This is a genomic window from Rhizobium sp. WYCCWR 11152 (assembly GCF_013087615.1).
In the GTDB taxonomy this organism is placed as follows: domain Bacteria; phylum Pseudomonadota; class Alphaproteobacteria; order Rhizobiales; family Rhizobiaceae; genus Rhizobium; species Rhizobium indicum.
The window spans coordinates 106,390-128,381 of record NZ_JABFCP010000010.1; the positions used below are offsets into that span (position 1 = coordinate 106,390).

Annotated in this window: 22 protein-coding genes; 11 read left to right on the forward strand and 11 right to left on the reverse strand. The window is 60.7% G+C overall.

Annotated elements, in window-relative coordinates; genetic code table 11:
• Positions 1-23 precede the first annotated feature (23 nt).
• Genes G9X67_RS20685 through G9X67_RS20705 form a run of 5 tightly spaced genes read right to left on the reverse strand, consistent with a single transcriptional unit; the run spans position 24 to position 5,940 of the window.
• Entirely contained in the window at positions 24-968 is a 945-nt protein-coding gene (locus G9X67_RS20685) for an ABC transporter permease (RefSeq protein WP_138389919.1), read from the reverse strand.
• Positions 965-2,014: an ABC transporter permease gene (locus G9X67_RS20690; protein ID WP_171599547.1), complete on the reverse strand. Its 1,050-nt coding sequence runs from the start codon at positions 2,012-2,014 to the stop codon at positions 965-967. The genes G9X67_RS20685 and G9X67_RS20690 overlap by 4 nt, the downstream gene beginning before the upstream one ends.
• The gene (locus G9X67_RS20695; protein ID WP_171599548.1) at positions 2,004-3,536 is read right to left on the reverse strand and encodes an ABC transporter ATP-binding protein; all 1,533 of its coding nucleotides are present in this window, start codon (positions 3,534-3,536) and stop codon (positions 2,004-2,006) included. Before G9X67_RS20695 ends, G9X67_RS20690 begins: the two co-directional genes overlap by 11 nt.
• The gene (locus G9X67_RS20700) at positions 3,533-4,945 is read right to left on the reverse strand and encodes an amidase (RefSeq protein ID WP_171599549.1); all 1,413 of its coding nucleotides are present in this window, start codon (positions 4,943-4,945) and stop codon (positions 3,533-3,535) included. The genes G9X67_RS20695 and G9X67_RS20700 overlap by 4 nt, the downstream gene beginning before the upstream one ends.
• 8 nt (positions 4,946-4,953) lie before the next feature.
• Positions 4,954-5,940 (reverse strand): BMP family protein, encoded by a 987-nt coding sequence (locus tag G9X67_RS20705; protein WP_171599550.1) that lies wholly within the window; start codon positions 5,938-5,940, stop codon positions 4,954-4,956.
• 206 nt (positions 5,941-6,146) lie between these two features.
• Here G9X67_RS20705 and G9X67_RS20710 point away from each other — a divergent pair, with 206 nt between their 5' ends.
• From G9X67_RS20710 to G9X67_RS20720, 3 genes are read left to right on the forward strand one after another with little or no spacing between them, the layout of a single operon-like run.
• On the forward strand, positions 6,147-6,776 hold the full coding sequence (locus tag G9X67_RS20710) for a CDP-alcohol phosphatidyltransferase family protein (RefSeq protein WP_163878052.1): 630 nt from the start codon (positions 6,147-6,149) through the stop codon (positions 6,774-6,776).
• The gene (locus G9X67_RS20715) at positions 6,773-7,393 is read left to right on the forward strand and encodes a lysophospholipid acyltransferase family protein (RefSeq protein ID WP_171599551.1); all 621 of its coding nucleotides are present in this window, start codon (positions 6,773-6,775) and stop codon (positions 7,391-7,393) included. The genes G9X67_RS20710 and G9X67_RS20715 overlap by 4 nt, the downstream gene beginning before the upstream one ends.
• Entirely contained in the window at positions 7,390-8,319 is a 930-nt protein-coding gene (locus G9X67_RS20720; protein ID WP_062943156.1) for a phosphatidate cytidylyltransferase, read from the forward strand. Before G9X67_RS20715 ends, G9X67_RS20720 begins: the two co-directional genes overlap by 4 nt.
• A gap of 13 nt (positions 8,320-8,332) precedes the next feature.
• Here the strand turns inward: G9X67_RS20720 and G9X67_RS20725 are convergent, their stop codons facing one another.
• From G9X67_RS20725 to G9X67_RS20735, 3 genes are all read right to left on the reverse strand, one after another.
• Positions 8,333-8,656, reverse strand: coding sequence for a chaperone modulator CbpM (locus tag G9X67_RS20725; protein WP_062943155.1), 324 nt, complete (start codon positions 8,654-8,656; stop codon positions 8,333-8,335).
• Between the two features lie 2 nt (positions 8,657-8,658).
• Complete coding sequence (locus G9X67_RS20730) at positions 8,659-9,573, reverse strand: J domain-containing protein (RefSeq protein ID WP_171599552.1); 915 nt, start codon at positions 9,571-9,573, stop codon at positions 8,659-8,661.
• Positions 9,574-9,717: 144 nt separating this feature from the next.
• Entirely contained in the window at positions 9,718-10,185 is a 468-nt protein-coding gene (locus tag G9X67_RS20735; protein WP_171599553.1) for a universal stress protein, read from the reverse strand.
• A 440-nt stretch (positions 10,186-10,625) separates the two neighbouring features.
• Here G9X67_RS20735 and G9X67_RS20740 point away from each other — a divergent pair, with 440 nt between their 5' ends.
• The 7 genes from G9X67_RS20740 (at position 10,626) to G9X67_RS20770 (ending at position 18,735) form a co-directional block, all read left to right on the forward strand.
• Positions 10,626-12,431, forward strand: coding sequence for a sensor histidine kinase (locus G9X67_RS20740; protein ID WP_246697088.1), 1,806 nt, complete (start codon positions 10,626-10,628; stop codon positions 12,429-12,431).
• Between the two features lie 4 nt (positions 12,432-12,435).
• Positions 12,436-13,053 carry a response regulator gene (locus G9X67_RS20745; RefSeq protein WP_138334120.1) on the forward strand — a complete coding sequence of 206 codons (618 nt, stop codon included), beginning with the start codon at positions 12,436-12,438 and terminating at the stop codon, positions 13,051-13,053.
• A 168-nt stretch (positions 13,054-13,221) separates the two neighbouring features.
• Positions 13,222-13,557: a response regulator gene (locus G9X67_RS20750; RefSeq protein ID WP_210258952.1), complete on the forward strand. Its 336-nt coding sequence runs from the start codon at positions 13,222-13,224 to the stop codon at positions 13,555-13,557.
• A 275-nt stretch (positions 13,558-13,832) separates the two neighbouring features.
• Positions 13,833-14,753: a formylglycine-generating enzyme family protein gene (locus G9X67_RS20755; RefSeq protein ID WP_171599627.1), complete on the forward strand. Its 921-nt coding sequence runs from the start codon at positions 13,833-13,835 to the stop codon at positions 14,751-14,753.
• Entirely contained in the window at positions 14,750-16,255 is a 1,506-nt protein-coding gene (locus G9X67_RS20760) for an arylsulfatase (RefSeq protein WP_138334123.1), read from the forward strand. The genes G9X67_RS20755 and G9X67_RS20760 overlap by 4 nt, the downstream gene beginning before the upstream one ends.
• Before the next feature lie 452 nt (positions 16,256-16,707).
• Positions 16,708-17,463 (forward strand): hypothetical protein, encoded by a 756-nt coding sequence (locus G9X67_RS20765; protein ID WP_246413408.1) that lies wholly within the window; start codon positions 16,708-16,710, stop codon positions 17,461-17,463.
• Positions 17,464-17,889: 426 nt separating this feature from the next.
• Positions 17,890-18,735 (forward strand): NAD(P)-dependent oxidoreductase, encoded by an 846-nt coding sequence (locus G9X67_RS20770; protein WP_171599628.1) that lies wholly within the window; start codon positions 17,890-17,892, stop codon positions 18,733-18,735.
• 31 nt (positions 18,736-18,766) lie between these two features.
• On the opposite strand, the gene G9X67_RS20775 is transcribed toward G9X67_RS20770, so the two are convergent.
• Both G9X67_RS20775 and G9X67_RS20780 read right to left on the reverse strand, forming a co-directional pair.
• On the reverse strand, positions 18,767-19,057 hold the full coding sequence (locus tag G9X67_RS20775) for a type II toxin-antitoxin system RelE/ParE family toxin (RefSeq protein WP_171599555.1): 291 nt from the start codon (positions 19,055-19,057) through the stop codon (positions 18,767-18,769).
• Positions 19,054-19,302 (reverse strand): type II toxin-antitoxin system ParD family antitoxin, encoded by a 249-nt coding sequence (locus G9X67_RS20780; RefSeq protein WP_130707098.1) that lies wholly within the window; start codon positions 19,300-19,302, stop codon positions 19,054-19,056. The genes G9X67_RS20775 and G9X67_RS20780 overlap by 4 nt, the downstream gene beginning before the upstream one ends.
• 211 nt (positions 19,303-19,513) lie before the next feature.
• Between G9X67_RS20780 and yghU the strand changes: the two genes are divergently transcribed.
• Positions 19,514-20,389 carry a glutathione-dependent disulfide-bond oxidoreductase gene (gene yghU / locus G9X67_RS20785; RefSeq protein WP_171599556.1) on the forward strand — a complete coding sequence of 292 codons (876 nt, stop codon included), beginning with the start codon at positions 19,514-19,516 and terminating at the stop codon, positions 20,387-20,389.
• 84 nt (positions 20,390-20,473) lie between these two features.
• On the opposite strand, the gene G9X67_RS20790 is transcribed toward yghU, so the two are convergent.
• Positions 20,474-21,988 (reverse strand): ABC transporter substrate-binding protein, encoded by a 1,515-nt coding sequence (locus tag G9X67_RS20790; RefSeq protein ID WP_171599557.1) that lies wholly within the window; start codon positions 21,986-21,988, stop codon positions 20,474-20,476.
• Positions 21,989-21,992: the final 4 nt, after the last annotated feature.

Consider the following 21,992-nt stretch of genomic DNA (forward strand, 5'->3'; position numbering starts at 1 on the left):
GAGCCTCATTGGACAGAAGTGGTTCAGCGTTCGCCGCGGCGATAGGGCTGCATCAACGCCTGTGGAACGCGGGCGCGGCGGGCCATGACGGCAAGGGCGGCAATGGAAAGGATATAGGGCGTCATCAAAAAGAGCTGATAGGGCACAAGCCCGCTTAGCGCGGTTTGCAGCCGAAGCTGAAAGGCGTCGAAGAAGGCAAAGAGCAGCGCGCCGAAAAGCGCGCGTCCCGGCCGCCAGGAGGCGAAGACGACGAGCGCGATGCAGATCCAGCCGCGTCCCTGTACCATGGTCGGGAAGAAGCTGTTGAACGCCGACAATGTCAGGAAAGCGCCGCCCATTCCCATCAGCGCGCTTCCGGCAATCACCGCGCCATAGCGCACCTTCATCGGATTGACGCCCTGAGCCTCAGCCGCATGCGGGTTCTCGCCGGTCATGCGGATCGCAAGGCCGACGGGCGTGCGGAAGATGATGTAAGCCATCAGCAGGGCGATAAGGATGGCAAGATAGGTCGGCGCCGTCTGCGTGAAGAAGGCCGGCCCGATAAAAGGCAGCGTCGAAAGACCCGGAATGGCGATCGGTTGGAACGGCACGATGGTGGGCGGAGTATTGGCAAGCGGCACGATCAGCCGGAAGACATAATAGCTGAAGCTGGAGGCAAACAGCGTGACGCCGAGACCGGAGACATGCTGGGAGAGGCCGAGCGTCACCGTCAGCGACGCATGCAACAGGCCGAAGACGCCGCCGGCCACCGCTGCAATCAGCAGGCCAGTCCAGAGATCGGCGCCGTGATAGACCGAAAGCCAACCGATCATTGCGCCGAAGGTCATGATGCCTTCGATGCCGAGATTGAGCACACCCGCCCGTTCGCAGAGCAGAGCGCCGAGCGTGCCGAAAATCAGCGGCGTGGCGATCCGCAGGATTGCCGCCCAGAGCCCGGCGGAAGCGATGATGTCGAACAGTTGCATCATCGCCGGATCCTGTATTGGGTGAAGAACAATGCGATCAGCATCGTTAGCAGCGACAGCGCCACCGTGACATCGGCGATATAGGTCGGGATGCCGAGGCCGCGACTCATGCCGTCCGCACCCACGAACATGGTGGCCGTGAAAATGGCGGCGAAGACGACGCCGAGTAGATTGAGGTTGGCGAGCATGGCGACGACGATACCGGCATAGCCGAAGCCCGGTGACAGGTCGGTCGTCACATAACCCTTGACGCCCATGACCTCGATCGCTCCCGCCAACCCTGCAAGCCCGCCCGAAAGGCAGGCGACCTTCACCAGCGTTCTGCCGAGCGGGACGCCGGCGAAGACCGCGCCGCCGGGATTGAGGCCCGCGGCGCGCGACTGCATGCCGAACACGGTGCGGGACTGGATGAAATGGACGACGACGGCCAGCGCGATCGCGATCGCAAAGCCGATATGCAGGCGCGAGCGGGCAATCAGCTTCGGCAGCATGGCATGATCGCTGACCGATTGCGACTGCGGCCAGCCGAAGGCGAGCGGATCCTTGAGAACGCCATCGATCAGCATCGAGACGAAGAGCACGGCGATGAAGTTCAGGAGCAGGCTGGTGACGACTTCATCGACCGAGAAGCGCAGCCTGAGCCAGAGCGGGATCAGGATCAGCACCATGCCGGCAATGGCGCCGACCAGCAGCAGCAGCGGAATGAGGATAGGTGCGGGAAGATCGCCAAGCAGTTTCGAGCTTGCCGCTGCAACGGCGATGGCGCCGAGATAGAACTGACCCTCAGCGCCGATATTCCAGAGCCGTGCCCGGAAAGCGACGGCGGCGGCAAGCCCCGTCAGCATCAGCGGCGTTGCCCGCGTCAGCGTCTCCGTCGCCGACAGCCGCGAGCCGAAAGCACCGGTCAGGATGCGCCAATAGGCATCGAGCACCGGCGCGCCGGCGATTGATATCAGGATGCCGGCCAGCGCCAGCGCTGCGATCACCGCGATCACAGGCGTGACAATCAGCAGGTAAAGCGGACGGTGCTCGCGACGCTCAAATCGCATGGCCGGCCTCTGGGTTTTCCTGCCATTCACCGGCCATCATCAGCCCCAGCCTGCGGGCGTCGGCGTCTTCGGCCGCGACGGGCGGCGACAGGCGGCCACCGACGATTGCCTGTATGCGATCGGCGAGCGCAATCACCTCGTCGAGGTCTTCGGAGATAAGCAGCACGGCCGTGCCCTGCCGGCGGGCTTCGAGCAGGCGGGCGTGCACGGCCGCCACCGCTCCCTCATCGAGGCCACGCGCGGGCTGCGCCGCGATCAGGATGCGCGGCCGCCGATGCAGGTTGCGGCCGAGAATGAGCTTCTGCATATTGCCGCCGGAAAGCAGCCGGGTGCGGATGGCAGGGCCGCCGCCGCGGACATCGAATCCGTCGATAATTTCGCTCGCGAAGGCCATGCCCGCCTTGCGGTTGACGAGGCCATGGCGCGAAAAGGCCGGCGAGGCGATGCGCTCCAGCACGGCGTTTTCCCAGATCGCCATTTCGCCGATCACGCCCTCCTCGTTGCGGTCCTCGGGAATGCGGCCGATGCCGGCGTCGACAACATCCTCGACACTGAGATTGCCGACGGCTTCGCCAAACAGCAGCAGGTCGCCAGTACTGCGCGCCAGCATACCGGAGAGAAGATGCGCCAATGTCGCCTGGCCATTGCCCGAAACGCCGATGATGCCGAGGATCTCTCCTTGCTGCAGCCGGAAGCTGATCGACTTCAGCCGATCAATGCCGCCGGTGCGCACCGTCACATCGACGGCTTCGAGAGCAACGGCACCGGGTGTCGACGGCTCGCGCACGGGCCGCGTCACACGGCGCCCGACCATCAATTCGGCGAGTTCCGCCTTGCTGGTGTCCGACGCTTTGCGTTCGGCGACCATCTTGCCGCCGCGTAAGACCACGATGCGGTCGGCCGCGGCCATGACCTCGTCGAGCTTGTGCGAGATGAAGATCAGCGACAGGCCCTGGCGGGCCATTTCCCTCAGCGTCGTGAACAGCCGTTCGGCCTCGATATTGGTCAGCACCGCCGTCGGCTCGTCGAGGATCAGGATGCGGGCATCGTTATAGAGCGCCTTCAGGATCTCGACGCGCTGCTGCTCGCCGACCGACAGGTCGCCAAGGCGGGCATCCGGATCGACCTTGAGGCCGAAGCGCTCGGAAATTGTGAGCAGCTTCTTCCGCGCCGCTGACGTTCCCGAGCGCCAGGACCACAGTTTTTCCGTGCCGGTCATGACATTTTCGAGAACGGTCAGATTGGGCGCGAGCGAGAAATGCTGATGCACCATGCCGACGCCGGCGCGGATCGCTGCACGTGGCTTGCCCTGCGGCACCTCCGCACCCTCGATCAGAATGCGACCGGCATCCGGCATGTAATGGCCGAAAAGGATGCTCATCAGCGTGGTCTTGCCCGCGCCGTTCTCGCCGAGCAGAGCGACGACCTCACCCCCGGCAAGGGTCATGGAAATATCGTCGTTGGCGAGATTGTCGCCGAAGCGCTTGCTGACGCCTGCTATCTCCAGCACAGGCGCGGTCATGACGGCAGTCCTACGACGGGAAAACGGTGCTGCCACCGCCCCTCGGCCTCCAGGCGTGCGGCAAGCGACAGCAGACGCGGCTCGTGACCCATCGGCGCCATGATCTGCACCGGCAGCGGCATGGCATGCTCATCCTGTCCGAAAGGCAGTGTCAAAGCAGGAAAACCCGAAATATTGGCGAGGCAGGCAAGCGGCGCAAATGCCGTCATCCGCTCGAGATGCAGATCCGTGTCGGCATGATCGGACGGAAAGGAGCCGATCACAAGAGGCGCGGAAGACAGCAGCGGCATCAGGATGCAATCGACCCTGTCGAACAGCGCCCAAAGGTTACCGCTCACCAGGACGGCCTCGCTCAGCGTGTTCCAAAGCATGGTGGCCGACAGCGCTCGTCCGCGCGCCGCGAAAGCCTGCGTCAGAGGCTCGGCCCTGCTTTCATCAAGCGCCGCCGCCTTTATGAGTGCTGCAAGGTTGACGGAGACGATATCCGCGAAGGCGCGGCGGCTGGCGGCGACACTCCATTCGAACTCGGTCCAACTCAGCGGAACGATCTCGTGCCCGTCGCTCTCGAGGGCTCGAGCCGCATCCCCGATGGCTGCGAGCCGCTCACCTTCAGTTGGATAGATCGACCCGGTATCGGTCAACAGGCCGATCCGCAGACAGCCGTTGTCAATATGGGCAGGGGAGGGATCCGCAAAGGGACCTCGTGAATTGCCGCTCAGCTCGTCGAAAATCAGCGCCGTATCCCGGACGGAACGGCAGACCGCGAGTTCGCTGGCGATACCGGCCAAGTGGTTGCCGAAGGATGGCCCGCCGGGAGTGGCGCCGCGCGTCGGCTTCAGTCCGACGAGGCCACAGCAGGCGGCGGGCACACGGATCGAGCCGCCGGCGTCGGTCGCATGCGCAATCGCGACGATACCGGCGGCAACCGCTGCCGCCGCACCGCCGGAAGAGCCGCCCGCGGTTCGTGCCGGATCGAGTGGGTTGCGACAGATCGGTCCGATCGCCGGTTCGCTGGCGAGCGACAGACCAAATTCCGGGCTCGTCGTCAGGCCGAACAGGCAAAAGCCGGCGTCGCGGAAACGGGCAGCCAGATCGGAGTCCGCTTCGCCGCCTTTTCTTTCGAAGAGACGGGAGCCTGCCGTTACCGGCAGCCCGGCAAAAGGGCCGCCAAGATCCTTCGCCAAGGTCGGCACACCGGCGAAAGGCCTGATGGAAAAGCAATCGGGCTCGTTCCGTCGCTCGCTGTCGCGGGCCTCCGCCGAGGCTCGGCCCATGACGGCATCGAGATAGGCGATCGCGCCGAGCGGCTCCTGCAGCACGGCTGCCTCAAGAGAAGCCTCCATCGCCTCCGCAGCGCTCAGGCTGTCATGCCTGATCGCTGCCGCCAGATCCGTCGCATCGCCACGCATCAGCCGAATTACTTCGGCTCGTCCATCATCTTCGGAACTTCGAAGGTGCCGGCCTTGATCTCCGCCCGCTTGGCCTCCATCGCAGCCTCGGCTTCAGCAGGCGCCACGCCCTTCACGAAGACGATGTCGCTGCCGCCTTCCTTCATCAGGCCGTAGGACGTGTAGTTCCGTCCAACAGGCTTTCCGGCAGCGACATCGGCGATCGCAGCGTCCAGGATCGGGCGGAAATACCACATGGCGTTGGCAAACACCGTATCCGGATAACGTGGCGTATAGTCGATCAGCGAGCCGACCGACTTGATGTTGCGTTCCTTGGCGGCATCGGCCGTGCCGATGCGCTCGCCGAACAGGAGGTCGGCGCCGGCGTCGATCTGGGCAAGACCGGCTTCCCGGGCCTTCGGCGGATCGAAGAAGGTGCCGATGAAGGAGACGAGGTGTTTTGCATCCGGATTGACCGCCTTGACGCCGGCTGCGAACGCATTGATCAGCATGTTGACCTCGGGGATCGGGATGGCGCCGACCGAACCGACGACATTCGACTTGGTCATCTTGCCCGCCAGCATGCCGGCGAGATAGGCGCCGTCATGGTTCCAGGTGCCGAAGACGCCGAAATTGTCGCCAGCCTGCTCGCCGCTCGAACCCAGGACGAAAGCGGTGTCGGGATAATCGGTCGCGACCTGCCGGGCCTCTTTCTCCACCGCATAGGCCTCGCCGATGATCAGCTTGTTGCCCTGTTCGGCATATTCGCGCATGGCGCGCGGATAATCGGTGCCGGAGACTCCTTCGGAGAAGACATATTCGATGACGCCTTCCTTGGCCGCGTCCTGCAGCGCCTTGTGCAGACAGGAGTTCCAGGCATTTTCGACCGGCGACGCATGAATGCCGGCAACCTTCAGCGGCGCAGCCGCCCTTGCCAGCGGGGCAAAGCCGCTGACCCCAAGCGCAATGCCCGACGCGATCACTGCCCGGCGTGAAATCAGGATATCTTTGGTCATTGATTGTTCCCCTTTTTTTACCATTTGGTTCAAAAATCATAGTAGCGCCCAAAAATGTGTCAAGCAGCGAATGGGCTTAAAAATCAGGCTGTTCAATCTGTTGCGCTTGCGTTCTGCAGCCATTTTTTCCGAACTGTATGGCGTCGCGGCTTGGCGCGACGCAATTGGCAGGATAAGCAAGGAGGATAGGGGTTGGGGGACATGAAATGGGGGAAGAAGAGGGCGCCTCGCGGCGACCGATCGCGAGCCGGTCGTCGTCCTGGGCCATCGGCCTCAGCGCGTGGTTGGCGCGGAGCGGCGCGACACCAAACGGCATTTCGCTTTTATCGGTCGTATTCGCGGGTATAGGCGCAGCGCTCATCGTTTTCACAACACATCCGATTGCCATGGTTTGCGCCGCGATCTCGGTGCAACTGCGGCTCGTCTGCAATCTGCTCGACGGAATGGTCGCGATCGAAGGCGGCAAGAAAACCAAGAGCGGGCCGCTCTACAATGAATTTCCCGACCGGGTCGCCGACAGCCTGTTTCTCGTCGCGGCTGGCTATGCCTGCGGCTTTGGCTGGCTCGGCTGGCTCGCTGCTCTGCTCGCCGCACTCACCGCCTATATCAGGGTCTTCGGAGGATCGGTCGGTCTTCCCCAGGATTTCAGCGGCGTCATGGCCAAGCAGCGCCGCATGGCGGTGCTGACGGCGGGCCTCCTCGCCCAGAGCGTCGAGACGCTGATATCAGGCAGCCACTGGTCGCTGATCCTGGCATGCGCGGTCATCGCCGCCGGCAGCCTTGTCACCTGCATCACACGCACGATAACGCTTGCCCGTTCCCTGGAGAGACTATGATCGCGCTCATCCGTCGCCTTCTCGTGCTGTTCGTCCGTATCCTGGTCGGCGCCCGAAGCGAGTGGCGGGGCTGCGCGCCCGATCCCCGCCGCCGCATCTATTTCGCCAATCACAACAGCCATGTCGATACCGTCGCCGTCATGGCTGCCCTGCCGTGGTCGGTGCGCCGGCTGACCCATCCGGTCGCCGCACGAGATTATTGGGGAACCAACGCCTTTCGCCGCTTCATCGCGGAGAAAGGCCTACGCGCCGTCCTGATAGACCGCAAGCCTCCGCCGGACAGCAACCCGCTGGAGCCTCTCGAGCGCCTGCTCGAGGAAGGCCGTTCGATCCTGATTTTTCCTGAGGGAACGAGAAGCGCCACCGATGAGATCGCCCCGTTCCGGAGCGGCATCTATCGCCTCGCCTGCCGTTTTCCGGATGTCGATCTCGTGCCGATCCATCTCGACAATCTTCAGCGCATCCTGCCGAAGGGAAGCATGCTGATCGTCCCTATCACCTGCACGGCGCGCTTCGGCAAGCCGCTCCGCGTCGAACCGGGCGAGGAAAAGGACAGCTTCCTGGCTCGCGCCCGCGCCGCGGTCATTGAACTCGCAGATGGGGGGCATACCGCATGACCAGCCTGTTCTCCATCGTTCTGGCCGCCATCCTCGGCCTGCTTGCCGTTGCGTCAGCCATCGGTTTTATCCTTCAGCGGCGCGCGACCGAGCCCGGCTCCGTCGCCACCGTCCAAAATCTCAACGCCCGGATCCGCTCCTGGTGGATCATGGTCGCGGTGTTCGGCGGTGCGATCCTCCTCGGCGATACGGCGACCGTCATCCTGTTCGCATTCCTATCCTTTATGGCGCTTCGCGAATTCTGGACGCTGACACCATCGCGGCGCGGCGATCATCTGGCGCTTTTCCTGTCCTTCTTCGTTGTGCTGCCGCTGCATTACGTGCTGCTCGGAACGGAGTGGTACGGCCTGTTTGCGATCTTCATCCCGGTCTATGCCTTCCTGATCCTGCCGGCGGTGGCGACCTTGACGGGTGACGTCAACGAATTCCTCGCCCGCAGCGCCAGGGTGCAATGGGGATTGATGCTGACTGTCTATTCGATCAGCCACGCTCCCGCACTCCTTATGCTGGAGACCGGCACGCCGTCGGCACTTCTTCTCGTCTATCTGGTCGTGGTCGTGCAGCTCAGCGACGTCTTCCAGTATGTCTGGGGCAAACTCCTCGGAAAGCACCGCTTCTCGCCGAATATCAGCCCGTCGAAGACGATCGAAGGGCTGGTCGGAGGCGGCGCCTCGGCCATCCTCGTGGGAACGCTGCTTTATCGCCTGACGCCGTTCTCGCCGCTGCAGGCCGCTGCTATCAGCACGGTCATCGTCGTCGCCGGCTTCTTCGGCGGCTTCGTGCTCTCGGCCATCAAACGCGATCTCAATGCCAAGGACTGGGGCTATGTGATCGAGGGCCATGGCGGCGTGCTTGACCGCCTGGACTCCATCACCTTTGCCGCACCGCTATTCTTCCACATCGTCCGCTATTGGTTCACCACGTAGAAGCTGGTTCTGGCTAAAACCGGTCGATCTCCTCGAGGCTCTCGAACAGCCGGCGCTGAACATCCCGCTCCTGCTTGCCGATGGCGGTCATCAGCTTGCCCATCGTTCCCCGCAGGCCGTGCAACTCGTCGACCAGCTCCATGACGATATCGACGCCGGCTTCGTTGACACCCATGTTTCCCATGAGGTCCAGGATCAGCCGGGCGCGTGCGACGTCGGCGTCGCGAAATTGCCTCTGGCCGCCTGATATCTCCGGGATCAGCCAACCCTGTTCGATCCAGAGGTCGAGCTGGACGATGTCAATTTTCAAGTAAAGACGGAATTCGAGATCATCCATGATCAAGCCTCCATGTTCTTTCTCGGATCGTAGGAGTTTGCCGTCGCCCATTCCTTCATCAAGTCCGTCAGCCGCTCATCCGGGGCGTCGGGCAGCACGATCTTCAGCGAGATGTAGACGTCGCCGTGTCCGCCGCCGCGTTTTGAAACACCTTTGCTCTTGAGACGCAGGACCTTGCCCGTGTTCGAATGAGGCGGCAGCGTCAGATTGACCGCTCCCGATGGCGTCGGCACGCGAACCTTGCCACCAAGCACGGCTTCACTAAGGGAGATCGGCAGTTCCAGGCGGATATCGTCGCCGTCACGCGTAAAGAAGCGGTGCGGGCGCACACGGATTTCGATCAGGGCATCGCCCACCGGCCCACCGCCGATGCCCGGCTCGCCCTTGCCGCGCAGTCGCAAGGTCTGGCCGTCGCGCGTCCCCGGCGGGATCTGTACGTCGAGCGCCGGACCATTCGGCATCTTGACCTCCGTCCTGGTGCCGTTGACGGCCTCGAGAAAGTCGACCTCCATGGAAAATTGCCGGTCACGGCCACGACCACGGGTCTGGCCGCCGCCGGAACGACGTGAAAAGAAGCTGGCGAAGATATCGTCGGCATCGCTGAAATCGGCAAAGCCGGCGCTGTTGTGGTAGGGATCGCCAGGCCCGCTCTTCGACGCGTAGTCGCGGTAATAGTTGCGTTGCGCCCGCTCGGCGCCCGTTATATCGATCTCGCCGCGGTCAAAGCGTCCGCGTTTTTCCTCATCGCTCAAGATCTCGTAGGCCGATGAAATTTGCTTGAACCGTTCCTCAGCTTTTTTGTCGCCGGGGTTAAGGTCGGGGTGAAGTTTCTTGGCGAGCTTGCGGAACGCGCTTTGAATATCCTTTTGCGTCGCATCGCGTTTCACGCCCAGAAGCTCATAGGGATCCTGGCTCATACATATCTCCGGTCGGGCAGCGAATCCTGCTGGTTGGCTTGGCAATGATATAGGTTGTCGGGCCGCCGCCGGGGAGGGGAGACCGGCCGCTCTGATCGACGTCAATCCGACAAAGCGCCCGCTGTCACGCAAGCTCTCCAGAGCTTAGAACAACGCCGCGTCTTCCGCTGGGGACGCCGAACCTTCCTGCGCGTGATCGGGGCGTCGATCGATAAGAACCGAGCACCCGGCATGGCGCACGACCTGGTCGACGATCGAGGAAAAGAGGTAGTCGGTGATATCGGTCACATGGGATGAAACCAGGATAAGATCGGCCGATTTCTCCTTTGCGACGGAGACGAGCAGGGAAGCGGCAACGCCGATGCGAACCTCGATCATCGCCGGAATTTCCATCTCCTTGCAGAGCGATGCTAGTTTCTTTTCGGCGTCGAGGATGGCGGTCGTTTCGAATTCCTCGGGAAGCTCCGTCAGGTGACGGTGGGGGATATTCTCGATGACGTGCATGACGACGATGCTTCCGCCTTCATCCACCAGCGCGGCAGCCCGGCGCAGAAGGCGGCTGGCCGTCTGGCGGGGACCCATGCCGATGCCGCAGATGATCGTCCGATACATTTGAAATCCATATCCTCGAATGCGAATGATAGCACCGATCATACCGGTGTCGACCGTCCCGGCATTGACGAATATCAAGAAAAAGTGCCGCAACGGCAGCACGCACGAAACAGCCAGCTGCTCGGAACGAACCTCCGGCCGAAATCGTCGCAGAAGCGCCTGAAACTCAAGGCTTCAGCGCAGTCAGCACCCCGACCCAAGAGGGCACGCCATGCTCAGGAAACCCCGGTCCCGCCTGGCACGCTAAGCGAGCCGCCGCCACCTCCAGATGGTACTCCTTCCAGAGTTGCCCACGGTGACGCCGCCTGATTAACCTGTTAGTGTATTTCGGCTTTTTGGATGGTGATGAGGAGGAGTTCAGTATGGTTCCTGCTCCTAAAGTTCGGTCCGGCCAGACCGTTGGAATTCCATCCGGATTTCCTTGCCTTCTATTGCTCGCGATGGTTTTGGCCGCGAATGTCGCCTCGGCGGCGATTGTGGAGCGGGTTCCGCGCGTGCTCATCCTTTACCCGCTGGATGAAAGAACCCCCGCACCAGTGATTGTCGGTGAATCGGCGAGAAATCGACTGCTGGATGTAACCACTGGCAAGATTGACCTATTCTCCGAGTTTCTCGACCTTACCAGATTCAGCGACAAAATTCACATAGATCGCATGGCGCGCTATCTCGCCGCGAAATACGTCGATTATCGCCCGGATGTTGTCATCGCCATCGCAGAGCCGGCGGCCAACTTCATCGTCGCGCACCGCAGTACAATCGCCCCAAATGCTAGGATAGTGTTCTCCGGCTTTGGTAGCGACACTGCCGCCAGAATGAAGCTGCCGAGCGATGTGGTAGGTGCGTTTACCGAGTTCGACATCGCGAAAACTCTCCAAATGGCTCGCAGCCTCCAGCCGAGCGCACGCCATCTTTTCATTGTCGGCGGTTCGTCGGAGTTCGACCGTTCGTGGCTTGCACTAGCGCGCAAGGAGCTGGCGCTTCTCGTCAAGAGCTATGAAACAACTTACTTGACGGATTTGACGATTGATGAGTTTGTCGAGCGCGTCGCCCGCCTCCCGTCCGAAAGCATCGTTTTGTTCCTGACCGTTTCGAAGGATAGCACCGGGCGTGACCTTATCCCGAGGGACGCGCTCGAACGGATAGCGGCCACAGCCAGCGCACCGATTTATGGTCCCTTCTCCACCTATGTCGGTCATGGCATTGTCGGTGGCAACACCGTCACCTTTGAATCGGCGGGACTGGCTGTAGCCGACCTCACTGCGGATGCGATTGGCGGAAAGGTGATCGCCAATGTCGACGTGCCGCAGACCTACGTCGCCGATGCGAGACAACTGAAGCACTGGGACTTGTCGGAGAGCAGGCTCCCTCCGGGAACAGTTCAAAGCTTCAAGGAAAAGACCCTATGGGAGGAGCACCAGAGGCTGATCATTGCCATCCTTGTCGTTCTCGCGCTTCAAGGCTTGGTCATTGGGGGATTGCTGGTCGAGCGCCGGCGCCGCCACGGCGCGGAGCAGGAGGCGCGCCGTCGTCTTCTTGAGGTGGTGCACCTTAACCAGTCGGCCACCGCAGGGGCGCTGTCGGCCTCGATCGCCCATGAGCTCAACCAACCGCTTGGCGCGATCCGAGCCAACGCCGAAGCTGCCGAAGTCATGATCCGCGGCAAAACGCCCGACCTCAAACTGATCCAACAAATACTCTGTGACATCCGCGACGATGATCAGCGTGCCGAGGATATCATCGTGCGGCTAAGAGGACTGCTCAAGAAGCGGAGCGAAATCGACTGGCAAGAATTCGACCTGAAGGACGTGATCAAGAGCTCGATCCAAATTCTCCACGCTGAGGCGGGTCGAAGGAACATAACAATCAGTTTCAGCCAACCGGTAGCGCAACTTCCGGTGCGGGCAGACCAGGTTCATGTTCAGCAAGTTATATTGAACCTCGCGACCAATGCGATGGATGCGATGCTCGACGCGGTGTCGACCGAGAGACGGCTGGTGTTTCAGACAACTCTCACAGAGGGATCCGAAGTCGAGTTATCAATTTCGGATACTGGACGCGGCATCCCAAGCGGACAGCTCGCCAGGGTTTTCGACGCGTTCTACACCACCAAGGCGACTGGCACTGGACTTGGCCTCTCCATCGCGCGCACAATAATCGAAACCTACGGCGGCAAGATATGGGCCGACAATCGCGCTGATGGTGGCGCTGTGTTTCGCTTCGTTCTGCCGCTCGCGCAGCGAGGATGAGGCAGTGGGACCAATCGTTCATATTGTCGATGACGACAAGTCGTTTCGCATCGCGGTCGGACGATTGCTGGAGGCCTCGGGCTTTCGAGTAATTTCTTATGAGTCGGGCGACGATATTTTAACGCGTCTGACAGGCTCGGAACCTGGATGCATTCTGCTCGATCTGCAAATGCCTGGCCTGAGCGGGTCAGAACTGCAGGGCTGTCTCGCACAGAAGGCACCGCTGCTGCCTATCGTGTTTCTCACCGGTCAAGCCGAAATCGAGGACAGCGTTCGAGCGATGAAGGCAGGCGCCGAAGATTTCCTAGAGAAGCATGCATCCAACAAGGCATTGCTAGGGGCTATCGAACGGGCGCTGCTGCAGTATGAAAAGCGGCGTACCCAGCAGGACCATGTTCATTCTCTCCACGCCCTCGTCGCCGCCCTAACGCCGCGTGAATACCAAGTTTTCGACCGGATTGTCCGCGGCAAGCGCAATAAACAGATCGCCTACGATCTCAGCACGTCGGAGAGAACTGTCAAGGCACACCGGCACAGTGTCATGGAAAAACTTGGAGTGGGTTCACTTGCCGAGGCAGTGTCGATTGCCGAGCGATTGGGACTTGTCGATCCGGCGGCATGACCGCCCGGCAATAAAAATCCGGCACTTCCCCATAGGACAATATCCGCGGTCCGTTGTTGAGCCTACGATCGGTAAGATTGGAAGTGGCCATATCGCCGGCTGGTTAGGGAAAGGCACACGGTGGAAAGTTCGCCGCCCACAGTGGCTGTCGTGGAAGACGACCAGAGCATGCGGACAAGCGTCGAGCGCTTGCTCAACGCTCATGGGTTCCCGACCAAAGGATTTAGGTCGGCGGAAAGTTTTCTCAACCGCGACGCCACGATCAAGATAGGCTGTATCGTGCTCGATATCCATCTTGATGGCATGTCAGGCATCGAGCTTCGGCACCGGCTTAAACAATCTGACTCCACGCTCTCAGTCGTTTTCATTACCGCCGTCGATGATGACGCGCTCGAACTCGAGGCGGTTCAAGCAGGTTGCATCGCCTATCTTCACAAGCCGTTTCCAGCGGCCTCGTTGATTGGCGCTGTCACCAAAGCACTGGCTGATTCCTCAACTGGCTGAAAGCGGTCCATGTGCGCTCCCCAGCCAACAAGGCATGCCTCGCCACTTCCGAAAACCATCTTCCCCTAAGGACAATAGCGCAGCCACCTTTTCTCGGTAAGACTTATCACCGGAAGGAGTTTAGCGGTGACTTGTCGCCATCGCTCGAACCGAACCTTTCTTGGCCTCACGGTCGAAGGCTTGCGATCAACGACGAAACGACGAAAGCCATGACAAAACTTGCCCCTGCCGAACTGACAGCTGGACCTGTGGCAGCGAACACGTCCGACACAAACATGGTCTTGATCCCCGGGGGCACTTTCCGCATGGGGTCGGACACGCATTACCCAGAGGAGGCTCCGTCCCATCGCGTGACTGTCGACGACTTCTGGATGGACAGGGTGCCGGTCACCAACGGAGAGTTCAAACAGTTCGTCAAGGCTACCGGCTATGTAACGATCGCCGAGCAGGTTCCCGATGCGAGAGATTATCCAGGAGCGCTTCCGCACATGCTCTACGCCGGATCGCTGGTGTTCCAGAGGGCCTCAGGGCCAGTCGATTTGAGAAATCCGAACAACTGGTGGGCCTTCGTCAAAGGGGCAAGCTGGCGGCATCCGCTCGGCCTCAGCAGCGGCCTGTTCAAGAAGGAAACCCATCCGGTCGTTCAAATCGCCCATACGGACGCACTTGCCTATGCAGAATGGGCCGGCAAGGAACTGCCGACTGAAGCCGAATGGGAATATGCAGCCTGCGGCGGTCTTGAGAACGCCGAATTCGCTTGGGGCGACGAGTTCACACCTGCCGGTCGCCACATGGCCAACACCTGGCAGGGCGAGTTCCCGCACCAGAACCTGGCCGCCGATGGCTACGAGCGGACCTGCCCTGTCAACGCATTCCCGCCAAACGGCTACGGGCTCCTGAGCATGATCGGCAACACCTGGGAATGGACTTCTGACTGGTACACTTCGGAGCATCCAGCCGATGCGCCCAAAGCCTGCTGCATTCCGGAAAACCCGCGCGGCGGTCGCGAGTTGGACAGCTACGATCCGCGCCAGCCGGAGATCAGGATTCCGCGCAAGGTTCTGAAAGGCGGCTCGCATCTCTGCGCTCCAAACTACTGCCGTCGCTATCGCCCGGCGGCGCGCTACCCCCAGCCAATCGATACTTCAACTAGCCATGTCGGCTTCCGATGCATAGTGAGAGGAGACGTCAGATGACCAGTAGCTCGCAGACCCCCACAGGGACGCAGCCGAAGACAGGGTTGCAGCGCCGTGAACTCTTGTTGAGCGCCAGCGCACTCGTCGCGGCAGGCGCCGTCGCCACGGGCGGATTCGGCCTGCCGGTTCTTCGCGGCGCATTCGGTTCGGGGATGGCCGCAATGGCCGCAGAACCACAGCCGAATATCATCCACATTGTTTCGGACGATCAAGGTTGGAAGGATGTCGGATTTCATGGCTCCGACATCAAAACGCCGAACATCGACCGTTTGGCGGAAACAGGCGCGGAGCTGACGCAGTTCTACGCGCAGCCGATGTGCTCACAGACGCGCGCCGCGATGCTAACGGGGCGTTATCCACTCCGTACCGGGTTTCAAACGGCGGTCATTCCCTCCGGGGGCCTCTATGGGGTACCGGTGGACGAATGGCTTCTGCCTCAGGCACTGAAAGACGCCGGATACGAAACCGCGCTCGTCGGGAAATGGCACATCGGCCACGCCAAGCCGGAATATTGGCCACGTCAGCGCGGCTTCGACTATTTCTATGGCGCGATGGTGGGCGAGATCGACCATTTCAAGCACGAAGCGCATGGCGAGGGTGATTGGTATCGCAACAACGATCGCATTGAAGAAGAAGGCTACGACACGACGCTTTTCGGCAACGAAGCGGTCAAGCGGATTGAAGAACACGATCCCAGCAAACCACTATACCTCTACCTCGCCTTTACCGCGCCGCACACGCCATACCAGGTGCCTGACGAGTATCTCGACAATTATCCGGAGATCGCCGATACGTCGCGGCGCACTTACGCAGCAATGATCACCGCCATGGACGATCAGATCGGCCACGTGCTCGAAGCGCTCGACAAGCGAGGAATGCGTGAAAACACACTGATTGTATTCCACAGCGACAATGGTGGAACGCGTTCAGCGAAGTTCACCGGCGAATCGAAGGTAACCGGCGAACTCCCGCCCAACAACGGCTCCTATCGCGACGGCAAGGGAACGATCTACGAAGGCGGCACCCGCGTTGTCGCGCTCGCGAATTGGGCCGGAAAAATCAAGCCCGGGAAGGTCGATGGGATGATGCATGTCGTCGATATCTATCCGACGCTTGTCGGCCTCGCTGGCGGCACGCTCGACAAGACCAAGCCGCTGGACGGCCTCGATGTGTGGGGGGCGATCAGCGAAGGGAAGGTCTCGCCGCGCACCGAAGTCGTCTACAACGTGCAGCCGTGGGCTGCTGGGGTGCGCCAGGGAGATTGGAAGCTGGTATGGCAGGCGCTCATACCCGGAACCTTGGAATTGTTCGATCTGGCGGCTGACCCGTCGGAAGCCAAAAACCTCGCGGAAGCGAATCCCGCAAAAGTGAAGGAACTTCAGGCCAGGATCGCGGAGCTGGCAGCGCAAGCGGCGCCGCCGCTATTCATGACCGATGCATTCCGCCTCATACTTTCCGAACCGCCGTCGACACCCGAGGGCTTTTTCGAAGTGTCGGACTAGTCCCGCATTCATGGTGACTCGAAACGACGGAACTGCCTATCGCGGATACCGCAAGCTGGCTCAGCGACTTTGGCGACACGTCGCCTAGGTGTGCCTCCGCCGTCGCCTCTGGACGAAGACACCGCTCGGACCTCCGACGTCCTTCGCATGTCGACGGAACATATTCGGGAGTGTAGATTGCAGCAGGGAATCGAGGATAGGCGATGGACTGTTCGGCGTCGCGGGTGGCCAGGAAACCGGGCTCATAATGTGGGAGGTAGGGGCACTCATGCAACCAGGAACGGAAAGCAAGGGACGGCAAGTCAGCCACGACAGCGGGCAATGCAGAGAGACGCGGTGAAGAAATGTGTTTCAAATAGGTTGGAGAGGCGATCCGATATATCGCGCATCGCACAACCACCGGAGGGGGAAGGTCAATGAGGAATTACTTGAAAACAGCGATTTCAGGGGTGATGGCAGTGCTGATCGGTACCGCGGCGCAGGCCGCCGACGTCTCTCCGCTCCTCACCCAGCAGCCCCAACCTGCCGAGGCGCAGGACGGCTGGACCTTTACCGTCGCACCTTATTTCTGGATGTCGGGCCTGTCGGGGGACACGGCGCAGTTCGGCCTTCCCACTGTCCACATCGACGCCGACTTCGGCGACATCCTCGGCAATCTCGACTTTGCATTCATGGCGGCAGGCGAAGCCCGATACGACCGCTTCAGCGTCATCGCCGATGTGATCTACGTAAAACTGGGCGCTGATGCCAGCACGCCGGCAGGCATCCTCGCCACAGAAGTCAACGTCACTTCGGAAACCTTTTCTGGCCTGCTCGGGGTTGGCTACGCGGTGCTGGATGGCCCTGACGGCAATCTGGATGTCGTGGGCGGTATTAAGGTCTGGTCGGTCGACACGACGATCAGCTTTACGGGTGGATTGTTCGGAGGAGTAGAACAAAGCGACAGCGCCACATGGGTAGATGGCATGGTCGGTCTGCGGGGGAAGTACTCTTTGACCCCAGAGGTCTACCTCACGGGTTGGGGCCTAGTTGGCGGAGGCGGCGCGGACATCGACTGGGATGTGGCGATGGGCATCGGCTACGACTTCAACGACAAGATATCGGCGATTGCGGGATACCGTGCCGTGGGCGTCGATTACAGCGACGACGGCTTCATCTTCGACACTGTCCAGCAGGGGCCGATCCTTAGCCTCGCCATAAAGTTCTGATAGATGGCCGCCTGCCCGAGAGAGCCAAAATGACAAGTGCGATGGACCAACTGAGCAACTCGGAGAGTGACATACATGGCGCTTGCATCCCCCGAGATCATTAATCGGAATGCCATAATCTAATAAAGTAACTTACAATATATCAAACCCGCAACCAGCCGTCCGCCCCTTCGTTGTTTGACAATTCGGGGTCGGTTCCGGCTAGGGGCGGAATGACACTCCAAGGTTATTTGCAGACGCTCAGTTTGGGCGCCGCGCGCCTTGGCGGCGGCGAGGCTGGATTGACCCCGCTCGCTGATTAAGTCCCGTTCGATCAAAGGCCATCCCGTTCATGGCGAGCACGGTTACTTTCCAGCCGTCCAATTCGCGTGACTCGGAGAAAATCGGAAATACTCTCACGTGATGTCGTCACTGATTGAGGTTCACATGCCGAATTTTGCGATTATTGGATCGGGCGCGATGGGAAGTGCTGTCGCCAAACGGCTGATCGACCACGGCGCTACGGTGCTGACCTATCTCGAGGGTAGGAGCGAGCAGACGATCGCGCGGGCAAAGGCAGCCGGCATGGTGCCGGTCGGCCGCCAGGAACTGACGAAGGCCGAGCTGATCCTGTCGATCGTTCCACCGGCGGAGGCGATCAAGGTCGCCGAACTCGTCGCGGACATATCGTCGGCGATGCAGGCGCCGCCGCCCTTCATCGACCTCAACGCGATTGCGCCGAAAACCATGCAGGCTTTGGCGGCACGGTTCGAAGGCAGCAGCGTCGAGGTGCTTGACGGTGCGATCATCGGCGGGCCGCCGGTCACCGGCAAATCAGGTCCGACCATCTATATCAGCGGCGATATTGCGGAGCGAAGCCGGCTGCTCGAGGATTGCGGCCTGCGGATCCGCCGGCTCGACGGACCGCTCGGCGCCGCCTCGGCACTGAAGATGTGTTATGCCGGCATCAACAAGGGATTTGTCGGCCTTGGCACCGCCATGCTGCTTGCCGCATCGCGTTCCGGTGCGGCCGAAAGCCTGAAAGCCGAGCTCTCCGAAAACCTTCCCGACATCGATCGCAAGCTGTCGGGATCCATACCCGACATGTATCCGAAAGCCTATCGGTGGGTTGCCGAAATGCAGGAGATTGCCGATTTCCTCGGCGAGAATGATCCGGCAGCGACCATCTTCCGCGGCATGGCGGACGTCTTCTCCAGGATGGCGAACGACGTGGAGGGCAGCCGCGTGCTCGTCGAGCAGCTGGACGAGATCATCGGCCGTCCCGGTAGCTGAGCGCAATAGTCAAGGAATCCCCGCAACAGCCTTACAGGTGCTTGGCTACATCCATTCTTTGATGAAGGACGCGGACGATGATGATCTGGCCCGCATCATTGCTTTTGAAATACAGAAAATGAGAGCCAACGGAGACCTTTCTGTACCCTTTCCGAATATCTGAGGGGCGGCTCACCCGTGTTCCCTCCGCCAGTTCCTGACAGGCGTCTCTTATGTCCTGAATATAACGCTCTGCCTGATCGACATTCCAACTCGTCGCTGTGTAATCCCAAATCTTGTCAATATCGGTTTGCGCGGCAGGAAAAAATATGATGCCGGTCATTTCGCCTTGAACGCCGCCCGTTTGCGAGCGTTGAACGCATCGAAATCGAAGGGCGTGGCAGGGCCGGATTCCTCGCCTTCAATCAAGGCGTCCTGTAATGCCTTCACTTTGGCTTCGTGCTCTTCAAGTAGGCGAAGGCCTGCCCGGACGACGTCGCTGGCTGAACCATAGCGGCCAGCCTGAACTTGCGTATCAATGAAGCTGGTGAAATGGTCGCCGAGCGATATGGACGTATTTCTAGCCATCCTCAATCTCCTTTGAGCCCAATATACCAATTTTTGGTACTTACAAAACCCTAGTGTTCACAGCGTAAATTGATATATGGCCGCCGCTCTGACGATTGTGTGAAACGCTTCGACACCTCTGACAAAACCTCGTCGCCTCTGCTATGTCAGGAAAAATGCGGCAGCCCAACTGGCGTCGCGCTCTGTCCTATCAATGCCAGGAGTTTGAAAGATGAGCGGTTCTCCCGATTATACACCCCCGAAGGTCTGGACCTGGAACAAGGCGAATGGCGGCCAGTTCGCCAGCATCAATCGCCCGATCGCGGGACCGACGCATGACAAGGAGCTTCCGATCGGCCGCCATCCGCTGCAGCTCTATTCGCTCGGAACGCCGAACGGCCAGAAGGTCACCATCATGCTCGAGGAACTGCTGGCCCTTGGCCATAGCGGTGCCGAATACGATGCATGGCTGATCAAGATCGGCGATGGCGACCAGTTCGGCAGCGACTTCGTCGCGGTCAATCCCAATTCCAAGATACCGGCGCTGATGGACCGCAGCGGGCCAAAACCGATTCGGGTCTTCGAATCCGGTGCCATCCTGACCTACCTCGCCGAAAAATTCGGCGCCTTGCTACCGACTGAGCCGAGCGCGCGGGCCGAATGCCTGTCCTGGCTGTTCTGGCAGATGGGAAGCGCGCCTTATCTCGGCGGCGGCTTCGGCCATTTCTACGCTTATGCGCCGACGAAGATCGAATATGCGATCGACCGCTTCGCCATGGAAGTGAAGCGTCAGCTCGACGTGCTCGATCGTCGCCTTGCCGAAAGCGAGTATCTGGCAGGCAGCGAATATACGATCGCCGATATTGCCGTCTGGCCCTGGTATGGCGGGTTGGTGAAGGGCTGGACCTACGGGGCTGCCGAGTTTCTGCAGGTCGAGGACTATAAGAACGTGCTGCGCTGGGCCGACGCCATCCACAGCAGGCCGGCCGTGCAACGCGGCCGGATGGTCAACCGCCTCTCCGGCGAGCCATCGAGCCAGTTGCACGAGCGCCACGACGCCAGCGACTTCGACACCAGGACGCAGGACAAGCTCGCGGCCGCCGAGTAAGCAAGCGGCCCCAGCCACGTGTCGCAGCAACAAATGATGCTCCGCCGCCTTTACGGCGACGGAGCATCTGCATACTGCCCGAACTCAGTTCTTGACCGTGTCTTCCAGGAAGAAGCGGCCGAGCGGGTTCTGGTAGAAGTTCTCGATATTCTTGCGCGAGACGTTGATATAGGGGCTGTAATAAAGGTCGATCCAGTTGACGTCGTCCTTGGCCATCTTCTGCAGATCGACATACATCTGTTCGCGCTTCTTCGGGTCGAGCTCGAGGCGCGCCTTGGCGACCAGTTCCTTCACCGCCTCGTTCTTGTAATTGGTCGAGTAGTTGTTGTTGGAATCGTGGCCGAGGACGAAGGTGGTCTTCTGGTCCGGATCGAGAATGTCGTTGGTCCAGTAATTGACCGAGACGTCGTAGTCGCCGGCAACGATCATGTCCCATTCCTGGCTCGGGTCGACCTTCTGCAGATTGGCGGTGATGCCGGCCTTCTGCAGCTGCTGCTGGACGAGCACGGCCGTCTGTTCGTCGACTTCGTCGCCGGCGCGCACCAGATAATTCAGCGTCAGGTCCGAGGCGCCGGCGGCGGCCAGCAGCTCCTTTGCCTTTTCGGGATCATAAGGCCGCTGCAGATTGTCGGCATAATAATAGAGCGCGCCCTTCGGAATATAGGAGTTGGCGACCGTGCCCTGGCCGAAGGTGACGGTATCGACGATCGCCTTCTTGTCGATCGCGAGATCAAGCGCCTGGCGGACTTCCTTCTTGCCGAGCGCGCCATGCGCATGGTTGATCAGAAGATGATCCTCGCGGGTCGAAGCGTCGATATCGACATTGAGGTTCGGATCCTTCTTCAACTCCTCGACGCGAGAAAAGGGAACGAAGATCGCCGTATCCAGTTCGCCGGCCTGGACGTTCAGCATGCGGGTATTGTCGTCAGGCACCGAGATCCACTCGACACCGTCGAGCTTGACGCGGTCGGCCTGCCAGAAATTCGGGTTCTTCGTCAGGATGACGCGGTCGCCGCGCCGCCATTCCTCGACCACGAAGGCGCCGGATGCGATCGGCTTTTCGCCATAGGCATCGGCGCCCAGTGATTCCATGCCCTTCTTGGAGATGACCGAGGCATTCGGCAGCGCCAGCGTCGAAAGGAACGGCGCGGACTGGTTCTTGAGCTTGATCGTCAGCGTGTGCGCGTCGGTCGCCACGGCCGTGTCGATCACCTTGTAGGAATCGCTCCAGAGCGAGGCAGCGTCATCGCGGATGCGCAGCAGGCTGTAGGCCGCATCTTCCGCCGTCAGCGGCGAACCGTCGGAAAATTTTGCGTCGCGGATCTTGAACGTGTAGGTCAGCCCGTCATCCGAGGTGGTCCAGCTTTCGGCAAGGCCCGGCTCCAGTTTCGTGCCTGTCTTGTCGACGCGGATCAGCACGTCGTAGACGTTGGAGAACACCCAGTTGTCGATGTTCTGCGCGGTCTTGATCGGATCGAATGTCGTCGAATCCTCGCGGCGGCCGATGGTGAGCACGCCGGCGGCCTCGGCATAGCTTGCGCTGAGCGTCAGACCTGCGAGCAGGGCTGCAAGCCCGATTGATTTCCATCTGTTTGTCATGAGT

What these genes read in the sequence shown, in the direction of transcription:
- G9X67_RS20700 (WP_171599549.1), bottom strand. Translation starts at nt 4,945, where the DNA reads ATGCGTGGCGATGCGACGGATCTGGCGGCAGCGATCAGGCATGACAGC.
- G9X67_RS20750 (WP_210258952.1), top strand. Translation starts at nt 13,222, where the DNA reads ATGCGGACAAGCGTCGAGCGCTTGCTCAACGCTCATGGGTTCCCGACC.
- G9X67_RS20710 (WP_163878052.1), top strand. Translation starts at nt 6,147, where the DNA reads ATGGGGGAAGAAGAGGGCGCCTCGCGGCGACCGATCGCGAGCCGGTCG.
- G9X67_RS20705 (WP_171599550.1), bottom strand. Translation starts at nt 5,940, where the DNA reads ATGACCAAAGATATCCTGATTTCACGCCGGGCAGTGATCGCGTCGGGC.
- G9X67_RS20715 (WP_171599551.1), top strand. Translation starts at nt 6,773, where the DNA reads ATGATCGCGCTCATCCGTCGCCTTCTCGTGCTGTTCGTCCGTATCCTG.
- G9X67_RS20695 (WP_171599548.1), bottom strand. Translation starts at nt 3,536, where the DNA reads ATGACCGCGCCTGTGCTGGAGATAGCAGGCGTCAGCAAGCGCTTCGGC.
- G9X67_RS20730 (WP_171599552.1), bottom strand. Translation starts at nt 9,573, where the DNA reads ATGAGCCAGGATCCCTATGAGCTTCTGGGCGTGAAACGCGATGCGACG.
- yghU (WP_171599556.1), top strand. Translation starts at nt 19,514, where the DNA reads ATGAGCGGTTCTCCCGATTATACACCCCCGAAGGTCTGGACCTGGAAC.
- G9X67_RS20775 (WP_171599555.1), bottom strand. Translation starts at nt 19,057, where the DNA reads ATGACCGGCATCATATTTTTTCCTGCCGCGCAAACCGATATTGACAAG.
- G9X67_RS20770 (WP_171599628.1), top strand. Translation starts at nt 17,890, where the DNA reads ATGCCGAATTTTGCGATTATTGGATCGGGCGCGATGGGAAGTGCTGTC.
- G9X67_RS20740 (WP_246697088.1), top strand. Translation starts at nt 10,626, where the DNA reads ATGGTTTTGGCCGCGAATGTCGCCTCGGCGGCGATTGTGGAGCGGGTT.
- G9X67_RS20780 (WP_130707098.1), bottom strand. Translation starts at nt 19,302, where the DNA reads ATGGCTAGAAATACGTCCATATCGCTCGGCGACCATTTCACCAGCTTC.
- G9X67_RS20685 (WP_138389919.1), bottom strand. Translation starts at nt 968, where the DNA reads ATGATGCAACTGTTCGACATCATCGCTTCCGCCGGGCTCTGGGCGGCA.
- G9X67_RS20765 (WP_246413408.1), top strand. Translation starts at nt 16,708, where the DNA reads ATGGCAGTGCTGATCGGTACCGCGGCGCAGGCCGCCGACGTCTCTCCG.
- G9X67_RS20755 (WP_171599627.1), top strand. Translation starts at nt 13,833, where the DNA reads ATGGTCTTGATCCCCGGGGGCACTTTCCGCATGGGGTCGGACACGCAT.
- G9X67_RS20790 (WP_171599557.1), bottom strand. Translation starts at nt 21,988, where the DNA reads ATGACAAACAGATGGAAATCAATCGGGCTTGCAGCCCTGCTCGCAGGT.
- G9X67_RS20725 (WP_062943155.1), bottom strand. Translation starts at nt 8,656, where the DNA reads ATGGATGATCTCGAATTCCGTCTTTACTTGAAAATTGACATCGTCCAG.
- G9X67_RS20760 (WP_138334123.1), top strand. Translation starts at nt 14,750, where the DNA reads ATGACCAGTAGCTCGCAGACCCCCACAGGGACGCAGCCGAAGACAGGG.
- G9X67_RS20690 (WP_171599547.1), bottom strand. Translation starts at nt 2,014, where the DNA reads ATGCGATTTGAGCGTCGCGAGCACCGTCCGCTTTACCTGCTGATTGTC.
- G9X67_RS20735 (WP_171599553.1), bottom strand. Translation starts at nt 10,185, where the DNA reads ATGTATCGGACGATCATCTGCGGCATCGGCATGGGTCCCCGCCAGACG.
- G9X67_RS20720 (WP_062943156.1), top strand. Translation starts at nt 7,390, where the DNA reads ATGACCAGCCTGTTCTCCATCGTTCTGGCCGCCATCCTCGGCCTGCTT.